Source organism: Agrobacterium sp. S7/73 (assembly GCF_019355535.1).
Classification (GTDB): Bacteria; Pseudomonadota; Alphaproteobacteria; order Rhizobiales; family Rhizobiaceae; genus Agrobacterium; species Agrobacterium tumefaciens.
The window spans coordinates 75,696-90,959 of record NZ_CP072138.1; the positions used below are offsets into that span (position 1 = coordinate 75,696).

Annotated in this window: 14 protein-coding genes; 10 read left to right on the plus strand and 4 right to left on the minus strand. The window is 57.4% G+C overall.

Features of this window, described 5'->3' with window-relative positions:
- The first annotated feature begins 44 nt into the window (after positions 1 to 44).
- From J5276_RS24830 to J5276_RS24850, 5 genes are read left to right on the plus strand one after another with little or no spacing between them, the layout of a single operon-like run.
- On the plus strand, positions 45 to 1,031 hold the full coding sequence (locus tag J5276_RS24830) for an ABC transporter permease (RefSeq protein ID WP_209160378.1): 987 nt from the start codon (positions 45 to 47) through the stop codon (positions 1,029 to 1,031).
- Positions 1,028 to 2,182, plus strand: coding sequence for an ABC transporter permease (locus tag J5276_RS24835; protein WP_209160380.1), 1,155 nt, complete (start codon positions 1,028 to 1,030; stop codon positions 2,180 to 2,182). The genes J5276_RS24830 and J5276_RS24835 overlap by 4 nt, the downstream gene beginning before the upstream one ends.
- Positions 2,179 to 3,879 (plus strand): ABC transporter ATP-binding protein, encoded by a 1,701-nt coding sequence (locus J5276_RS24840; RefSeq protein WP_209160382.1) that lies wholly within the window; start codon positions 2,179 to 2,181, stop codon positions 3,877 to 3,879. Before J5276_RS24835 ends, J5276_RS24840 begins: the two co-directional genes overlap by 4 nt.
- A 3-nt stretch (positions 3,880 to 3,882) precedes the next feature.
- Complete coding sequence (gene manD / locus J5276_RS24845; protein ID WP_209160384.1) at positions 3,883 to 5,091, plus strand: D-mannonate dehydratase ManD; 1,209 nt, start codon at positions 3,883 to 3,885, stop codon at positions 5,089 to 5,091.
- Between the two features lie 11 nt (positions 5,092 to 5,102).
- Complete coding sequence (locus tag J5276_RS24850; RefSeq protein ID WP_209160386.1) at positions 5,103 to 6,257, plus strand: mandelate racemase/muconate lactonizing enzyme family protein; 1,155 nt, start codon at positions 5,103 to 5,105, stop codon at positions 6,255 to 6,257.
- Between the two features lie 3 nt (positions 6,258 to 6,260).
- Here J5276_RS24850 and J5276_RS24855 read toward each other — a convergent pair whose 3' ends face one another.
- Positions 6,261 to 7,283: a LacI family DNA-binding transcriptional regulator gene (locus J5276_RS24855; protein WP_209160388.1), complete on the minus strand. Its 1,023-nt coding sequence runs from the start codon at positions 7,281 to 7,283 to the stop codon at positions 6,261 to 6,263.
- A 135-nt stretch (positions 7,284 to 7,418) separates the two neighbouring features.
- Between J5276_RS24855 and J5276_RS24860 the strand changes: the two genes are divergently transcribed.
- The 5 genes from J5276_RS24860 (at position 7,419) to J5276_RS24880 (ending at position 13,805) form a co-directional block, all read left to right on the plus strand.
- Entirely contained in the window at positions 7,419 to 9,740 is a 2,322-nt protein-coding gene (locus tag J5276_RS24860) for an alpha-L-rhamnosidase (RefSeq protein WP_229002318.1), read from the plus strand.
- Between the two features lie 67 nt (positions 9,741 to 9,807).
- A complete protein-coding gene (locus J5276_RS24865) occupies positions 9,808 to 11,082 on the plus strand; it encodes an ABC transporter substrate-binding protein (RefSeq protein WP_209160390.1) in 1,275 nt (424 codons plus the stop codon).
- A 54-nt stretch (positions 11,083 to 11,136) separates the two neighbouring features.
- The gene (locus J5276_RS24870) at positions 11,137 to 12,000 is read left to right on the plus strand and encodes a carbohydrate ABC transporter permease (protein WP_209160392.1); all 864 of its coding nucleotides are present in this window, start codon (positions 11,137 to 11,139) and stop codon (positions 11,998 to 12,000) included.
- Positions 11,997 to 12,821, plus strand: a complete 825-nt coding sequence (locus J5276_RS24875) for a carbohydrate ABC transporter permease (protein WP_209160394.1) — start codon at positions 11,997 to 11,999, stop codon at positions 12,819 to 12,821. The genes J5276_RS24870 and J5276_RS24875 overlap by 4 nt, the downstream gene beginning before the upstream one ends.
- A 3-nt stretch (positions 12,822 to 12,824) precedes the next feature.
- Positions 12,825 to 13,805 (plus strand): ABC transporter ATP-binding protein, encoded by a 981-nt coding sequence (locus J5276_RS24880; RefSeq protein ID WP_209160396.1) that lies wholly within the window; start codon positions 12,825 to 12,827, stop codon positions 13,803 to 13,805.
- 98 nt (positions 13,806 to 13,903) lie between these two features.
- Here the strand turns inward: J5276_RS24880 and J5276_RS24885 are convergent, their stop codons facing one another.
- From J5276_RS24885 to fdxA, 3 genes are read right to left on the minus strand one after another with little or no spacing between them, the layout of a single operon-like run.
- Positions 13,904 to 14,257 carry a DoxX family protein gene (locus J5276_RS24885; RefSeq protein ID WP_209160398.1) on the minus strand — a complete coding sequence of 118 codons (354 nt, stop codon included), beginning with the start codon at positions 14,255 to 14,257 and terminating at the stop codon, positions 13,904 to 13,906.
- Between the two features lie 4 nt (positions 14,258 to 14,261).
- Positions 14,262 to 14,837, minus strand: a complete 576-nt coding sequence (locus J5276_RS24890) for a flavin reductase family protein (RefSeq protein WP_209160400.1) — start codon at positions 14,835 to 14,837, stop codon at positions 14,262 to 14,264.
- Between the two features lie 12 nt (positions 14,838 to 14,849).
- A complete protein-coding gene (gene fdxA / locus J5276_RS24895; RefSeq protein ID WP_209160402.1) occupies positions 14,850 to 15,185 on the minus strand; it encodes a ferredoxin FdxA in 336 nt (111 codons plus the stop codon).
- Positions 15,186 to 15,264 lie beyond the last annotated feature (79 nt).

Below are 15,264 nucleotides of genomic sequence, written 5' to 3' on the forward strand. Positions count from 1 at the left end.
GCTGCCGGTCCCTTCGATCCATTTCATGCCGAATGGCGAGATCCATGCTTCGTTTTATTCTCAAACGGCTGGTGTTTGCGATACCGACCCTGTTCGCCGTATCCATCATCGCGTTCATCATCATCCAATTGCCACCCGGCGACTACCTCACGACGCTTATGGCGGACTGGGCCAGCCAGGGCGGCGCGGTGGAAGCCGGAACCGTGGAAGCCATGCGCGAGCGCTACGGTCTCGATCAGCCCATGTACTTCCAGTACTATAAGTGGATGTGGGGCATCCTGACCCAGGGCGACTTCGGTATCTCATTCGAACTGGGACGCCCGGTAACGGAACTCATCTGGGACCGCCTCGGCTTTTCGCTTCTGCTATCGATGCTGACGCTCTGCTTTGTGTGGGCCATCGCCATCCCGATCGGCATCCTGTCTGCCGTGCGCCAGTATTCCATTTCGGATTATTCCGCGACGTTCCTCGCCTTCTTCTTTCTGGCCGTGCCGGATTTTCTGCTGGCTCTCTCCGCCATGTACATCATGTCGGCATGGTTCGGGCAGAGCGTCGGTGGGCTGTTCTCGCCTGAAATGGTCGATGCGCCCTGGGGCCTGACAAAGCTTGGAGACTTCTTCCAGCATGTCTGGCTGCCGGTCATCGTTATCGGCGTCGGGTCGCTAGCCGCCCTCGTTCGCATCATGCGCGCCAACCTTCTGGATGAGTTGTCGAAAGCTTACGTCACGACCGCCCGTGCAAAGGGCATGTCGGAATTCGAACTGTTGATGCGTTATCCGGTGCGGCTTGCGCTCAACCCCCTGATCTCTACGCTCGGCTGGATTTTGCCAGCGGTTATCTCAGGCGAAATCATCGTCTCCGTCGTCATGAGCCTACCCACCACCGGGCCGCTGCTGCTGCGCGCGCTGCTTGCTCAGGACATGTATCTCGCTGGCTCGCTCATTCTGCTCATCTCGGTGCTGACCATCATCGGCACCCTGATTTCGGACATCCTGCTTGCCATAACTGACCCGCGGATTCGGCTCCAATGACAGATATTACCCATCTTCCGCCGGATACCGGCCCCTCGCTCGACCTGAAAAACAGGGACATTGCCGTTGCCGGTCAATGGCGTCTGTTCTGGCTCAAGTTCAAGAAGCACAAGATCGCGCTTGTGAGCCTCGTCGTCATCATCTTCATGTATCTGGTCGCGGCCTTTGCGGACTTCATCGCGCCCGCTGATCCGAATGCGACGAACGCCCGCTTCACCTATGCGCCGCCGCAGTGGATTTCACTAATGCATGACGGCTCGTTTCAGCCCCATGTCGATCAGTTGAAGATGACGCTGAACACGGAATCCATGCGACGCGAGTTTACGCCTGATCCGGCAAAGCCCGTTTCTGTCGGCTTCTTCGTCAAGGCGCAGCAGCCCTATAATCTGCTCGGCTTCATTCCCATGGAAATCAAGCTGTTCGGCCTGACCGATCCGAAGCCCGGCGACAGCCTCTATATCTTCGGCGCGGACCGTCTCGGACGCGATATCTTCAGCCGTGTCGTGCATGGCGCGAAGATTTCACTCTCCATCGGTCTCGTCGGCGTGTTCATGAGCCTCATTCTGGGTGTCACCATCGGTGGCATTTCCGGTTTCTTTGGCGGCTGGATCGATCTGATCATCCAGCGCGCTATCGAATTGCTTCGCTCCATTCCAACAATCCCGCTGTGGATGGGACTTGCTGCGGCAATTCCAATCGGCTGGCCGCCGCTGCGCACATATTTCATCATTACCCTCATCGTGTCGCTGATCGGCTGGACCAGTCTGGCGCGCGAGGTGCGCGGCAAGTTTCTGTCCCTGCGAAACGAGGACTTCGTGATTGCCGCACGGCTGGATGGAATGAGCGAGTTCCGCATCATTTTCAGCCATCTGGTGCCGTCCTTCATGAGCCACATCATCGCGACGCTGACGCTTGCCATTCCCTCGATGATCCTCGCTGAAACCGCGCTGTCCTTCCTCGGTGTCGGCCTTCAGCCGCCGATCATCTCCTGGGGCGTGCTTCTTCAGGAAGCGCAGAACATCCGTGCCGTTGCCCAAGCGCCATGGCTGCTGTTTACGCCCGCCGCCGCGATTGTGATCTCTGTGCTTTCCCTCAACTTCCTCGGTGACGGCCTTCGCGATGCCGCAGACCCATATGAGTCCGTATCATGACCAGCAGTGACGAAACGATCCTCAAGGTCGATAATCTCAAGACCTACTTCCCCACCCGCACCGGCATCTTCAAGGCGGTGGACGGCGTTTCTTTCGAACTGAAGCGTGGGCAAACGCTTTGCGTCGTCGGTGAATCCGGTTCCGGCAAATCGGTGACGGCGCGCTCGATCCTCCAGATCGTCGACAGGCCCGGTCGCATCGAAGACGGCCATATTTTGCTCAAAAGGCTGGATGGCAGCGTCACCGATCTTGCCACACTCGACCCGCGCGGCAAGGAGATCCGCTCCGTGCGCGGCAAAGAGATCGCCATGATCTTTCAGGAGCCTATGAGCTCGCTGTCTCCAGTCCATCGCATCGGCACGCAGATCGGCGAGGCGCTGCGCATCCATTTCGGTACGCCGAAGAAGGAACAGCGCGCCCGCGTCATCGAACTGCTCAAGCAGGTGGAAATTCCGCGACCGGAAACGGCATTCGACCGCTACACCTTCGAGTTTTCCGGTGGCATGCGTCAGCGCGTGATGATCGCCATGGCGCTGGCCTGCAATCCATCCGTTCTGATTGCAGACGAACCGACGACCGCGCTAGACGTGACGACGCAGGCGGAAATTCTCGACCTCATCAAGAAGCTTCAGAAGAGCCACGGCATGGCCGTGCTTTTCATCACGCACGACATGGGCGTGGTGGCGGAAATCGCCGACGAAGTGCTGGTGATGTATCGCGGCAAGGTGATGGAGAGGGGCTCGGTCGAGCAAATCTTTCATGCCCCGCAGGACGACTATACGCGCCGCCTGATCGGTTCCGTCGTGAAGCTGGAAAAGAAGGCCGAGGTGCGGCTCAGCCGTCCGCCTATCCCGGCTGAAACGCCGCTGCTTCTCGATGTCAAAAACCTATCTCTGACCTTCCCGTCCGGCCTGAAGGCTGTGGATGATGTATCCCTGGCGGTTCGTCCCGGCGAAACCCTTGGCATCGTAGGGGAGTCCGGTTCAGGCAAGACGACGATGGGACGTTGCCTGCTAAGGATTTACGATCCGCAGGAAGGCACCATGGCATATCGCCGCCCGAATGGGGAGGCAGTCGATCTTCGCACCGCCGACAAGGGTACGTTGAAGGACGTGCGCCGCGAAGTCCGCATGATCTTCCAGGACCCGGTCGGTTCGCTGAGCCCCCGCAAGACCGTCGGCCAGATCATTGCCGAACCTCTCAAGCTTGCTGGCATGAAGGGCGCGGAAGTCGAGGACCGTGTTGCGGAACTGATGCAACAGGTGGGGCTGGACCCGACATGGCGTGAACGCTACCCGCATGCCTTCTCCGGTGGCCAGCGCCAGCGCGTCGGCATTGCAAGGGCGATTGCGGTCAAGCCCCGGCTCATCGTTGCCGACGAGGCGACCTCTGCGCTCGACGTTTCGCTGCGTTCGCAGATGCTCGACCTGATGATGAGCCTTCAGGACCAGCTCGGGCTGTCCTATGTCTTCATCTCCCACGACATGTCGGTCATCCGATACATGTGTGACCGCGTTGGCGTCATGTATCGCGGCAAGATCGTGGAGATGGGCGACACCGATCAGGTCGTCAACAATCCGCAGCACGATTACACGCGCTCGCTGCTTTCCGCCATTCCTCATCCCGATCCGCGTGACAGACGCCTTTCCCAGCGCTTCCGCTACGATCCCACCCGTACTGTTTCCGCTATTGGATAAGCCATGAAAATCACCGACGTTAAAATCATCGTTTGCTCGCCCGGCCGCAATTTCGTGACGGTCAAGATATTCACCGACGAGGGACTGACGGGTGTTGGCGACGCCACGCTCAACGGACGCGAAAAGGCTGTCGTCGCCTATCTTCAGGATCATCTGGCACCGCTGCTGATCGGTCGCGATCCTTCGCGGATCGAAGATATCTGGCAGTATTTCTACAAGGGCGCTTACTGGCGTCGTGGCCCGGTGACGATGGCGGCGATTGCAGGCATCGACACGGCGCTGTGGGATATCAAGGCCAAGGCCGCGAACATGCCGCTTTATCAATTGGTCGGCGGCGCAAGCCGCGAGAAGGTGCTGTGCTACACCCATGCGCAGGGCACGGATATCAATGAAGCGATAGAGGCCGTCGGCAAGCGGATCGAGCAGGGCTATAAGGCCATCCGCGTGCAGGTCGGTATTCCGGGTCTGCCCGGTGTCTACGGCACCGGTGCGAAATCCGTCACCAACAACGCCGTCGATGACGCCTTTCCGCATGAGGAGGTCTGGTCGACCTCGAAATATATGCGGCATGTTCCGAAACTCTTCGAAGCGGTGCGTGATGCCTATGGTGACGACATCGAACTGCTACACGATACGCATCATCGCCTGACGCCGATCGAGGCGGCGCGGCTTGGCAAGGATCTGGAATTCGCCCGCCTGTTCTGGCTGGAAGACACGGTTGCCGCCGAGCATCAGGAGGGTTTCCGCATCATCCGTCAGCATACGACGACGCCTCTGGCCGTTGGTGAGGTGTTCAATACCATCTGGGATGCCCGCCTGCTGATCGAAGAACAGCTGATCGACTATATCCGCATGACCTCAGTCCATGCCGGGGGCATCACCGCGCTACGCCGGGTGATGGATTTTGCAGGCATCTACAACGTCCGCACTGCCTGCCATGGCGCGATGGACATGTCGCCCATCTGCCTCGGTGCCAATCTCCACCTTGATTTGTGGGTGCCGAATTTCGGTATTCAGGAATATTCCGGCTACCTGCCGGAAATCCTCGAAGTTTTCCCCGGCGCGTGGAGCCTGAAGGATGGCTATCTGCATCCGGGTGATGCCATCGGTCATGGTGTCGATATCGATGAGAAGCTTGCGGAAAAGTATCCCTATCAGCGGGCCTATCTGCCGGTGAACCGTCTTGAAGACGGCACGCTCTGGCACTGGTAAGGAGAGGCGACATGAAGATCACAGCGATCAAAAGCTACGCCGTCAAGGTCGGCATTCGCAACCAGCTTCTGGTGAAAATCGAAACCGACGAGGGTATTTTCGGCTGGGGCGAAAGCGGCCTTTCGGGGCGCGAGAAGGCGGTCGTCGGTGTGCTGGAGCATTATGCCGAATTCCTGCGCGGGCGCGATCCCTTCAAGATCGGCGCGCTTTGGCAGGAAATGTATCGCAGCCAGTATTTCGAAGGCGGCAGAGTATTGCAGGCGGCGATTTCCGCTATCGATATCGCTCTCTTCGATATCAAGGGCAAGGCGCTCGGCGTTCCGGTCTGTGACCTTTTGGGCGGCAAGCAGCGTGATCGCATTCCGACATTCGCCACGACCTTCGCCGCCCCCGGTGAAGCGATGATCGAACAGGCGCAGATGCTTGTCGAACACGGCTGGACGGCGATGCGCCTGTCTCCAGATGGCCATGAAAACAAGGAGATTTATGAGCCGCGTGAACATATCGCGACGACCGCGAAATGGTGCGTCAAGGCGCGCGAGATGCTGGGTGACGATGTGGTGCTTGGTATCGATTACCACCACCGCCTGACCGTGGCGGAAGCGGCGAGTTTCTGCCAGAAGATGCCGAAAGGCACGCTCGATTTCCTCGAAGAACCCATTCGTGACGAGTCCCCCGGCGCTTACGAAGCCTTGCGTCGCCTGACCGATGTACCCTTCGCCATCGGTGAGGAGTTCTCATCCAAGTGGCAGTTCCAGCCTTATATCGAGCGGGATATCCACCAGTTCAACCGTCTCGACGTCTGCAATGTCGGCGGCCTGACGGAAAGCATGAAGGTCGCGGCCTGGAGCGAAACGCATTACGTGGACATGATGCCGCATAATCCGCTGGGACCGATCTGCACGGCGGCAACCATTCATTTCTCGGCGGCGGTTCCGAACTTCTCCTGGCTTGAAACGCGAAACAGCCCGGCTGAAACGCATCTTGGGTTTGATAATTCGGAATTCTTCCCGGTTCAGCCGAAACTGGAAGGGCCGTACTACCCGGTCTCTGGCGCGCCCGGCCTCGGGGTCGAGGTCAACGAGGAGCTGATCGCAAAGCAAAGCTTCGAATTCTGGGAAGCACCGCACCTCAAGCGTAGGGATGGCTCGGTGACGAACTGGTGAGGATCAGATGCTGCCGCGGATTTCCATGTGGGGTTCGATCAGGACGTGTCGCGCAGAGGTGCGACCGTCTATCCGTTCCAGAAGCAGCTTGATCGCGGTTCTGCCGAGAAGTTCGGCATTCTGATCTATGCTGCTGAGACCGATAAGGGGAAGGCGGGCAACGGGGGAGTTATCATATCCGATGATCGCGAGATCTTCTGGAACGCGAACGCCTGAAACTCTCGCCGCATTGATGAGCGGCACCGCATCGAGATCCGACCAGACGAAAACGGCGCGGGGACGATCAGGGGAGGCGATAAACCTTGCGATCTCCTCAGTTCTATCCAGTTCCATCGGCGGCAGGCGAAGGATGCGCGCTTCCTTCCCCGCCCGTTGCATGGCCTCCAGATAACCCCACTCTCTTTGCCGTGCCACGACGGCGCTGGGCAGCTCCGCGTTTTCATAGCTCAGCATCGCGAGTTCGGAATATCCTGCCGCCAGGGCTGCCTCGACTGCCAGAACGGCACCCTGCCTGTCATCGGAGTTTACCGTATCGAAGGTCTCCGCATGGGGCTCATGATGGGCGATGACGACGATTGGAATATCCTTGGCGTAACGTTCCAATACGTCGCTTGAAATACGCGGAGCAATGATCAGAACACCGTCCATCCGGTTGTCGATCATGGATTCGATCATCGTTGCCTCGATCATGGTGGCGGAATGGCCAAGTCCGATCAGCGACTTGAAGTTATATTCAAGCAGCGCAGCATTCGCCGCTTCGATAACGCCGGGCAGGAACGGGTTCGAAAGCTCGATTGCCAGCACGCCGAAGGTATTGGTGCGCCCGCGCATCGCCCTTGCTGCGGTAGAGGGACGGTAATTCAGCTTGCCGATGGAGTTCTGCACCTTCGTCCGCAATACCTCGCTGACGCCATAGGCATTTCTCAGAACTTTGGAGACGGCAGCGACCGAAACACCCGCGTCTTCCGCGACATGGCGGATGGTCACACGATCTCTCGTCAGTTCAACGCTCTGATTTTTATTCATATTCCGGTCAACGATCCTTGTGTTAGCAAATCATATTCAAAAAATGCTTGCACGGCAATCAGTCTTGTAGAATGATATACGTATAACGATACACGTTAACGGTTTTGCTGGGAGGCGGACCGGGAGGAGGAATGAATGAACGTAGTCTCAGGGCAGACTGGCGTCGTTGCCGGTCACGCATTTCAGTTCACCGCCGCAATGGTTGCGCCGCTCTGCGACAGCGGGAGGGATGGCCCCGGTTCATTCGTGTCGAAGCAATTCGATCTGGCGAAGGTGCCGTCCAGCGCGGTGCTGCATATCTCCGCCCTTGGCCTCTACCGAGCCTTCATCAACGGCCATCGGGTGGGTGACGATCTGCTGACGCCGGGCTGGACCTGCTATGACGACCGCATCGCGTTCCAGAGCTACGATGTTGCGCAGTATCTCTTGCAGGGTCAAAACCACATCGAAATCTGGCTGGGCAATGGCTGGTATCGCAGCCAGTTGATGTGGGCCACAGACCCGATTGTCGATTGCTGGGGCTCACGCATCGCAGCCATAGCCGAGCTGGTAACGGACGGTTTGCCGACGCTGAAAACCGATCAGAGCTGGAAGAGCGGCCTCACGCCCGCCGTCAAGAACGGCATCTATTATGGCGAGGATTACGACAACCGCATCGCCCTTCAGTCCGATCACGGTGTCGAGCCGCTCGCCTTCGACAAGAATTTGCTGGTGCCGCATGAAACCGGTGCTGTAAAAGAATTGTCGCCGATCGCGCCTGTTGATCGGTGGACGGAGGCGGACGGTCGCCACGTCTTCGACTTCGGCCAGAATGCGGGCGCTTATATCCGCTTTAAGGTCAAGGGTGAGGCAGGTGCGACGATCCGTGTCGAGCATTCGGAAATCGTCGGCAATGATCGTCATTTCGATAACCGGAATTACCGAAGCGCGCGTGCCGAACTTGTCTATACGCTCTCTGGCAACGGTGAGGAAACCTATGCGCCGCTCTTCACCTTTATGGGTTTTCGCTATGCGCGGGTGACGATCACCGGAAATGCAGAGTTGCTCGACATAGAGATGGTGCCGATTTCCTCGGTGCCGGTCGTGGCTGGTGGCTTCACCTCCGGTGTCGAGGCCGTCAATCGTCTGGTTGAAAACACCATCTGGTCGCAGCGCTCGAACTTCATCGAGATACCCACGGATTGCCCGCAGCGTGACGAGCGTCTGGGCTGGACGGGTGATGCGCAGGTGTTTGCCGGAACCGCCTGCTGGCTGGCCGACAGCCATAGCTTTCTGAAGAAATATCTGCGCGATGTGATGCATGATCAACGTGAAAACGGCGCAGTGCCGCACTTCTCGCCAGACCCCACCCGCATGCACCCGACCAAGGATCGCGGTGACTGGGCCGGGTCCACGGGTTGGGGCGATGCCATCGTTATCATTCCCTGGCAGCTTTACCTGCATTACGGAGACAAGTCCGCTCTTGAGGAGTGTTTTCCGGCCATGCTGAAATGGCTGGATTATCTTTGGGGCATTTCCGATGGCCCGCTGATCAGTCCGCCTGCCGCATGGGGAGCTTATGGCTTTACCTTCGGTGACTGGTTGCAGCCTGTGGGCGACAACAGAAAGCCGCGCCCGACAATTGCAGATGATTGCGCCGCAACGATCTATCATTTCATCTCGACGGATCTGACGGCGCGGATCGCCGCTGTTCTCGGCCGTTCGCAAGAGGCGGACCGGCTTGCCGCGAAGGCGCAACAGATAAAAGCTGCTTTCAAGCACGAGTTCTTCTCGCCGTCCGGGCGCATTGCCCATAATGATCAAACATCCTGGGCGCTGGCCTATCTCTACGGTCTTGTGCCGGAAGAATATGAAGAGGCAGGCCAAGCTTATTTCCGCCGCGTGGCGGAAGAAACGGACGGCGTGATCGGAACCGGCTTCATCGGCACTCCGGCCTTGCTGCCCGCGCTGACGCGGCTCGGCATGCTTGATCTTGCGGAGAAGATGTTCCTGAACAGGAAGGTGCCGGGCTGGCTTTATCAGGTGGAGCGTGGAGCGACGTCCATTTGGGAGCGCTGGGACGCGATTGCCGAGGACGGCACCATCTATGATCCGCTGATGAACAGCTATAACCACTATGCCTATGGCGCGGTTTGCCAGTGGTTGTTCGAGGATGTCGCGGGTATCAAGCCCGTGCAGGACAAGCCGGGTTTCGAGGAAATCGACTTCGACCCATCCATCCTGCCCGCTCTTTCGCCGGTCTCGGCATGGCACGATACGCATTTCGGACGTATCGAGGCTGGATGGAGCATTGAAGGGGACCACGTTTCATGCACCCTTGTTGTGCCAAAGGGTGTGACGGCGCAACTGTCGGCAAAGGCTGGCCGGAGGAATCTGCAGGTGGGAGGTGCTTCCATTGCAGAGAGCCAGCAGGTTCGGCTGGAGGCCGGGACGCACAACGTTACATTTCAGATCTGAAGAATATGCCTGCGGCAATGCCGCGGGCAAATAGCCTAACTCATTCCGGTCAAAGGAGGAAACGACCATGCGAATGATGAAGTGCAGCATTCTTGCAGCAGCGACCCTGGCGCTTGCTTCGGGCGTTGCCCATTCAGAGGTGACGCTCAGCGTTCTCATCGACAACAATGTCGAATCCATCTCGGCTTTCGAGGCGGCCTCCGAGGCCTATATGGAAAAGCATCCCGACGTTACCTTTGATGTTGAACTGCGCCCCGGCGGTTCCGAAGGTGACAACATCGTCAAGACACGCCTTGCCACCGGCGAAATGGCGGACATCTTTCAATATAATACGGGATCGCTTTTTCAGGCGCTGAAGCCGGAACAGACGATGGCGGACGTCACCGATTTGCCGTCTCAGGCCAATGTGCTGGACAGCTTCAAATCGGTGGTCAAGGACGGGGGCGGCAAACTCCGTGGTATTCCGTTCGGTCCTGCCATGGCTGGCGGTATATTCTACAGCCGCCCCATCTATGCGGAACTGGGTTTGACCCCGCCCAAAACCTGGGCCGAGTTCATGGCCAATAACGAAAAGATCAAGGCTGCCGGAAAGGTCGCTCTCGCCCAGACCTATGGCACCACATGGACCTCGCAGCTCATGATCCTTGGTGACTTCCACAATGTGCAGGCGGAGGTGCCGAATTTCGCCGCCGATTATACGGCAAACAAGGCGAAATATGCGACGACGCCCGCTGCTCTTCGCGGTTTCGAGCATCTGGAAGAGGTCGCGAAAGCCGGAATATTCAATGCCGATTTCGGTGCGGCGACCTATGAAGAGGGAATGCATATGGTGGCTGCCGGGGAGGCGGCTCACTACCCGACCATCACATCCGGTCTGGGAAGCGTCCGCGAGAATTACCCGGACCTCCTAAACAATCTCGGTTTCTTCGGCCAGCCCGGCATTGATGCATCCAAGAACGGCCTGACGGTGTGGATGCCAGCCGCGCTCTATATTTCGTCCAAGTCGGACCATGCGGAAGAAGCGAAGAAGTTCGTCGACTGGATGGGGACGAAGGAAGCGTGCAAGATCATGGCGAAGGTCGTTCCGTCCGGTCCTTATCTCATCAAGGATTGCCAGCTTCCCGCAGACATCCCGCCAGCCGTTGCGGATATGCTGCCTTACTTCCAGACAGAGGGCCGCGCCACCCCCGCGCTGGAGTTTCTGTCTCCCGTGAAGGGGCCAGCCCTGGAGCAGATCACCGTCGAGGTCGGAACGGGCATACGCCCCGCAAAGGAGGCGGCGGCGCTCTACGACCAGGATGTGCAGAAACAGGCAAAGCAACTCGGCTTGCCGAATTGGTAACCTCCCAGCCGGTCCCCCGTTCGCAATGACGAATGGGGGACATTCGGAGCATCCATGATCAGACGTTCATCACCTTATCCCTATTGGTTCGTCCTGCCGGCCGCGGTCATATTCACCGTACTGTTTCTGGTGCCGACGGCAGCTTCTTTCTGGTTCAGCCTCACGCGCTGGGATCTGTTCAACGCCGATTTTATCGGTCTTGAAAATTACGAGCAGTTCTTCCGTGAGCCCTTTCTCATTCAGGGCCTCGTCAACACCGTCATCTATGCCCTGCTGACTTCGGCGGCAAAGACGATATTGGGGTTGCTGCTAGCCGTCCTGCTGACGTCCGGAATTTGGGCGCAAGGCTTTCTTCGGACAGCCGTATTCTTCCCGGTGCTCGTTTCCACGATCGGCGTTGGAATAACCTTCTCGGTTCTGATGCATCCCACGCGCGGCACCATCAATGTGGCGCTTGCCGCTATCGGCATCGATGGTCCGGGCTGGCTGACCGATCCCGGCTGGGCTCTCTATTCCGTCATCCTCGTTGATCTGTGGAAGGGCATCGGGCTCGCCACCGTCATCTTCATCGCCGGGCTCGCTTCCATCGGGCAGGAATATTACGAGGCGGCGAAGATAGACGGGGCAACCCGCAGGCAAATGTTCTTTCGGGTCACGGTGCCGCTCGTGCGGCCAGCAACCGTTACCGTCGTCACCCTTTCGCTGATCGGCGGCCTGCGTAGCTTCGACCTGATATGGGCAATGACGCGGGGAGGCCCCGGCTTTTCATCCGACGTTCTGGCCAGCGTTATCTACAAGCAATATCAGGCAGGGTTCTACGGCCTGTCGACCGCCGGTAACGTCATCCTCTTCCTCCTCATCGCCCTCATCGTGCTGCCCATGACGGCATGGTTCAATCGCAAGGAGGTGGACCTATGAGCAGACGTCAGCTTTGTACGGGCGTTGTGGCGCTTGGCTTATGCTTCGTCATTTTCATCCTCCCCTTCCTCTTCATATTTCTGACCGCCGCGAAGACGCGTCAGGATGCGGCGGAACTAACATTTACCCTGCCGGGAGAATGGCGGCTGTGGGAAAACTTCATGGACGTCATTCAGGCCCGCAACTACATGCTGATGTTGGCCTATTTCAATTCGATCCTGATAACGGTCGTCTCGGTGGTCTTCCTCGTCCTGTTCGGGGCGATGGTGGGATACATCCTGCAACGGCGGGATTCCCGCTGGAACAAGCTGATATATGCGCTGACGCTGACGGGCCTGATGATACCGCCCGCCGTCGTTCCCACCATATGGGTCCTGCAATCGGTCGGTTTGTTCAAGACGATTTCCGGGATGATACTGATCCAGATCGCTTACGGTCTCGCCTTCACCATTCTGCTGTTTCGCAGCTTCATTGCGACAATACCGAGGGATCTGGATGAGGCCGCGATCATAGACGGGGCAAAGCCGTGGCAGATATTCTTCCGCGTGATCCTTCCCTTGCTGAAGCCGGTCACGGTCACCGTCATCGTCGTGCAGTCCATCACCATCTTCAATGATTTTACCAATCCGCTCTATTATCTTCCGGGCCGCGAAAATGTGACCGTGCAGCTGACGCTCTATAATTTTCAGGGGCAGTTCCAGACGCAGTTCAACCTGCTGTTCATGAACATTCTGCTCGTCACTATTCCGCCCCTGATCGTCTTCATTTTCTTCAACCGGCAAATCGTAGCAGGCATGACCGCTGGCGCGGTGAAAGGCTAGTTCATGGCAAGCGTCGTTCTTGAAAAACTCTCCAAAAGTTTCGGCAGTCTGGAAGTGATGAAAGATGTCGAACTGACCGTCGAAGCGGGTGAGTTCTGTGTCTTCGTCGGTCCCTCCGGCTGTGGCAAATCCACCCTGCTGCGCATGATTGCCGGTCTGGAAACCACCAGTTCGGGAAGGATATCCATCGGCGGAGAGGACGTGACGGAGGCCGAACCCTCCAGACGCGGCATTGCCATGGTGTTCCAGTCCTATGCGCTCTACCCCCATTTGACGGTTTCCGAGAATATCGGTTTTGGCCTGTCACTGGCGGGCCGTCCGAAGACGGAAATTACGGAAAAAGTGAGAAAAACCGCCGAAACGCTGCAACTTACGCATCTTCTGGACCGGAAACCAAAAGCACTCTCGGGCGGGCAGCGGCAGCGCGTCGCGATTGGTCGCGCCATTATTCGCAATCCCAAGGTTTTCCTGTTCGATGAGCCGCTCTCCAACCTCGATGCCTCGCTTCGCTCCCAGATGCGCGTGGAACTGACCGACCTCCACGCAAAATTGGGAACGACGATGATCTATGTCACGCATGATCAGGTCGAGGCCATGACCATGGCCGACAAGATCGTCGTTCTCAATGGCGGACGCATCGAGCAGATCGGGACGCCGCTCGGGCTTTACAACAATCCGGCTACGGCCTTTGTCGCAGGGTTCATCGGCTCTCCCAAGATGAACCTGTTTGAAGGCGCGGTCGCGGCGAAAGAGGGCTGCGAGACCTATGGCATCCGGCCCGAGCATATCACCCTGTCTTCAAACGAGGGAAAATGGCACGGCACGGTGCGCCACATCGAGAGGTTGGGTTCGGATACCGTTGTGCATCTGGATATATTACAGCTTCGGTCTCTGATCGTCCGCACGGACGGGGACAGTCAGATTTCAATGGGTGAAACGGTCTATGCTTCACCTGTCCAGGGAAAGGAACATCGCTTCAAGTAAGGCTGTCTCAGTCTGGAAGGATGTCCCTAACGTGCGCTCCTGTTGAAAGCGAAGGATGGCTTAAAGCAGGCATACCGCGAGTCGCTGTCCACGACCCACTAACTTTCCCGCAGGTTAAACCAAGCATTTACAGCTACCAACGAAAGCACGATCAGAGGAAGCAAGGCATGAATGGGGTCACCACTTCGCAAAACGGTAGCGGCGGCAGCAAACATAACGAAAGCACCCAACACCGACCCGAGCAACCGGGTTTCCCTGCGCGCGAGGAGAAATGCCACGCAAAACTCCAATATAGCAGTTACATAGTGGAACCAGATTGGATATCCCCAGTGTACATAATCAGAACGTATCTGATCAGTTGCTAAAAAATTTATAGACCCGCCGACAATGAAAAACAAGGCAAGGGCCCAAGAACCGAAATTTCGAAATAATAACAGCTTTGAATTCCCCATGATTCTAGCCTTGATCATTGTTTGCGGTTTGCGGGGAGGGCAGGCAATAGTCTCGCTGCAGCCAAAGGAGGGGCAAATCAGGGGCTGACGTAGTCTCGACAATAGCTCCAACAAACAGCATATGGTCTCCCACATCAATCGACCCTACGAGTTCGCAATCGAAAGCAATGCTTGAGTTTACAAGTCTCGGGTTACTCGAGGGCCAGACATCCCAATGATCGATAGCGAAGCGATTGTCATGGTTCCCCTTCGCGGCGAAAGCGTCAGCAATGGATTCTTGTCCAGCGGAAAGAAACGAGACAGAGAATCTTTTGCTTGCCCCGATAAGGTCAATGATCCTGCTCCTTACGTCAATGGATATCATAAAGTGCGGAGGATCCGCGCTCAACGGCATGAAAGAGGTTACGGTCCGCCCCAACTGTTCGTCACCATGTCGGGTAGCCACGATGGACAGAGAAAACGCGAGGCTCGCCATCGAGTCTTTGAACTCTTTTGCCGAAATCGCCGGGGAAGTGCTTGTTGAAAGAGGTAGGTGAGTGTGTGCAGTCATGGCTGCTATTTCGATGATGTTGTTTTGCATGATCGATCGGCGTTAGTCGCCCCCTCCTGGGAGTTTGGAAAATATCGATAATTTAGCGGCGGCGCCGTTCATGAGATCGGCGTTGGCAGGCGGGGTTCGCTTATGATGAATCCGCGGCCAAATTCCCGCGTAGTAGCGATTGAGATCAAGCCATTGGTGAAGTCCTGGCTTAATATCAGGCACAATGGCGGCGGCGGGACACTCAGGCTCACAGATGCCACAGTCGATGCATTGGTCTGGATGAATGACCAGCATATTCTCGCCTTCGTAGAAACACTCTACCGGACAAACCTCCACACAATCCATGTACTTGCATGCGATGCAGTTCTCGGTCACGACATAAGTCATCATATTCTCCAAGGCTATGGACCAGCCGGGTGCGGTGGGAACCCCCGACTGCTCCGCTAGTTGCCGCAGGGAATGTGGG

What these genes read in the sequence shown, in the direction of transcription:
- fdxA (WP_209160402.1), bottom strand. Translation starts at nt 15,185, where the DNA reads ATGACTTATGTCGTGACCGAGAACTGCATCGCATGCAAGTACATGGAT.
- J5276_RS24840 (WP_209160382.1), top strand. Translation starts at nt 2,179, where the DNA reads ATGACCAGCAGTGACGAAACGATCCTCAAGGTCGATAATCTCAAGACC.
- J5276_RS24860 (WP_229002318.1), top strand. Translation starts at nt 7,419, where the DNA reads ATGAACGTAGTCTCAGGGCAGACTGGCGTCGTTGCCGGTCACGCATTT.
- J5276_RS24855 (WP_209160388.1), bottom strand. Translation starts at nt 7,283, where the DNA reads ATGAATAAAAATCAGAGCGTTGAACTGACGAGAGATCGTGTGACCATC.
- J5276_RS24885 (WP_209160398.1), bottom strand. Translation starts at nt 14,257, where the DNA reads ATGGGGAATTCAAAGCTGTTATTATTTCGAAATTTCGGTTCTTGGGCC.
- J5276_RS24830 (WP_209160378.1), top strand. Translation starts at nt 45, where the DNA reads ATGCTTCGTTTTATTCTCAAACGGCTGGTGTTTGCGATACCGACCCTG.
- manD (WP_209160384.1), top strand. Translation starts at nt 3,883, where the DNA reads ATGAAAATCACCGACGTTAAAATCATCGTTTGCTCGCCCGGCCGCAAT.
- J5276_RS24870 (WP_209160392.1), top strand. Translation starts at nt 11,137, where the DNA reads ATGATCAGACGTTCATCACCTTATCCCTATTGGTTCGTCCTGCCGGCC.
- J5276_RS24850 (WP_209160386.1), top strand. Translation starts at nt 5,103, where the DNA reads ATGAAGATCACAGCGATCAAAAGCTACGCCGTCAAGGTCGGCATTCGC.
- J5276_RS24890 (WP_209160400.1), bottom strand. Translation starts at nt 14,837, where the DNA reads ATGCAAAACAACATCATCGAAATAGCAGCCATGACTGCACACACTCAC.
- J5276_RS24835 (WP_209160380.1), top strand. Translation starts at nt 1,028, where the DNA reads ATGACAGATATTACCCATCTTCCGCCGGATACCGGCCCCTCGCTCGAC.
- J5276_RS24875 (WP_209160394.1), top strand. Translation starts at nt 11,997, where the DNA reads ATGAGCAGACGTCAGCTTTGTACGGGCGTTGTGGCGCTTGGCTTATGC.
- J5276_RS24865 (WP_209160390.1), top strand. Translation starts at nt 9,808, where the DNA reads ATGCGAATGATGAAGTGCAGCATTCTTGCAGCAGCGACCCTGGCGCTT.
- J5276_RS24880 (WP_209160396.1), top strand. Translation starts at nt 12,825, where the DNA reads ATGGCAAGCGTCGTTCTTGAAAAACTCTCCAAAAGTTTCGGCAGTCTG.